This is a genomic window from Pseudomonas sp. HMWF021 (assembly GCF_003061005.1).
In the GTDB taxonomy this organism is placed as follows: Bacteria; Pseudomonadota; Gammaproteobacteria; order Pseudomonadales; family Pseudomonadaceae; genus Aquipseudomonas.
In genome coordinates this window covers 1-1789 of record NZ_QAIK01000042.1, presented here as the reverse complement: position 1 = coordinate 1789, position 1789 = coordinate 1, and the positions used below count along the sequence as shown (strand labels likewise).

At 53.0% G+C, this 1789-nt stretch carries 3 protein-coding genes; all 3 read left to right on the top strand.

The genetic code is table 11. The features are described 5' to 3' along the window. Window positions 1–752, top strand: a 752-nt coding sequence (locus tag DBR18_RS05520) for an aminotransferase class I/II-fold pyridoxal phosphate-dependent enzyme (protein ID WP_146188734.1), incomplete at its 5' end; no start/stop codon positions are given. Window positions 753–800: 48 nt separating this feature from the next. Beyond that, on the top strand, window positions 801–1136 hold the full coding sequence (locus DBR18_RS05515; RefSeq protein WP_108589565.1) for a chorismate mutase: 336 nt from the start codon (window positions 801–803) through the stop codon (window positions 1134–1136). Continuing rightward, window positions 1133–1789, top strand: a 657-nt coding sequence (locus DBR18_RS05510; protein ID WP_146188733.1) for an aminodeoxychorismate/anthranilate synthase component II, incomplete at its 3' end; no start/stop codon positions are given. The genes DBR18_RS05515 and DBR18_RS05510, both read left to right, overlap by 4 nt.

The following is a 1789-nucleotide window of genomic DNA, read 5'->3' as shown; positions in this document are numbered from 1 at the left end:
CTGATCCTCAGTCGTTGGCCGTTACGCTGAAAGAGTGCTCGAACAGGGGCGAAACTCCAGTGCTTCTGATTGATGGCATTGGGTCGATGAGTGGTTTGGTGCCCATTACCGAGCTTTCCCGTCAGTTGGATTCTGCGCAGGGATATCTGTATGTAGACGATGCACACGGTATTTCGATTGTCGGACGCCATGGCGCGGGTTACGCGTTTTCTGCGGTAGATCATTCGATGCCGGCAAATATCATTCTGGCCGGCTCACTTTCCAAAGCCTTTGGCGGCGCCGGTGGTTTTGTTGTGGTGTCGGATCCGCAGGATGTCGAGATCATCCGCACTTCAGCAAACCCATTGATCTTCGGTCATTCGATCATGGTGCCGATGCTCGCCGCGAACGTCGCTTCCGCGCAAATCCATCTCACTGAAGAAATTGACGTGCTGCAAAAGCGTCTGTGGAAAAACGTCAGTCTTTTAGATGCGGTCACCGACAACAAGCTACTTAATGCGGGTATCCAGTCGCCAGTCAGGGGCGCCTTCTTTGAAACCGAGGAGGCCGGATTGCTGGCTGCTAGAGCCCTACGTGAACAAGGCATGCTGCTGTTCCCGGTGTTCTATCCAATCATCGCTAAAGGCAAGGCAATGCTGCGTTTTGCAGTGTCGTCTGATCACCGTGAGCAAGAGATCAGAATGCTTGGGGATGCATTGCAAGCGTTGTCGCGAAACGGGACGTGGACACCCGCTGTCAACGAGCCAGCTTGAATCCGGCCGTCGAATACCTTGCAGAAATTGGCTAATGGAGGTGCATGAATGCAACAACATGGACAGTTATCACAGTCAGGAACGTCAAATATTTTGCAACCGTTGCGAGAAAGGCTCGACTCGATCAATTTGCAGATGGTCGATCTGCTCTCGGAGCGCATGAAGCTGTGCATGGACATTGCCGAGCTCAAAGCCGCGCATGGCATTGCGATGATGCAGCCTGGGCGAATTTCCCATGTGCTGGAAATGATCAAGGAAAGATCACAGACAACAGGTCTCAGGCCGGAATACACCGAATCGATTTTCAAGCTCATCATTGCGGAGACGTGTACGCAGGAAGACGTGTTGATCAATCAGCGGCTGAACCGGGGCGTGTCCTCATGAAAATACTGCTGATTGATAATTTCGATTCTTTTACTCATAACATCGCGCAATATCTGTTCGAGGTTACAGGTGAGTGCGCGTACATCGTCAAGAACTGTGTTTCGTACGACGAACTGGGCATCGAAAAATACGACGCAGTCGTACTGTCCCCCGGCCCCGGACATCCCGCCGAAGAGGATGATTTTGGTGTCTGCGGCAGTGTCATTTTGCATTCTCCTGTGCCGATACTCGGCATCTGCCTGGGACATCAGGGAATCGCACAATTTCTTGGTGGAGCTGTCGGGCATGCTCCAAGCCCTGTGCATGGCTATCGCAGCCGTATTACGCACTCAGGCAAAGGGCTTTTTCGGGATTTGCCTGAGCAGTTTGATGTGGTCCGGTACCACTCGTTGATGTGTACAAGTCTGCCAGCGGAGCTTCAATGCACAGCGTGGTCCTCCGAAGGTGTGGTGATGGCAATCGAGCACGTTTCCCGGCCGATATGGGGGGTTCAATTCCACCCGGAGTCCATCGACTCGGAATATGGACATGCGCTACTGAGCAACTTCATACGCATGGCGATTGAACACAATGTCAGCGGGAGAAGCCGACTGGAGTCTGATCCAGAGTGCGCGTCGTCAAAAAGCGCTTATGTCGCTGTGGGAGGCGAGCTG

What these genes read in the sequence shown, in the direction of transcription:
- DBR18_RS05515 (WP_108589565.1), top strand. Translation starts at nt 801, where the DNA reads ATGCAACAACATGGACAGTTATCACAGTCAGGAACGTCAAATATTTTG.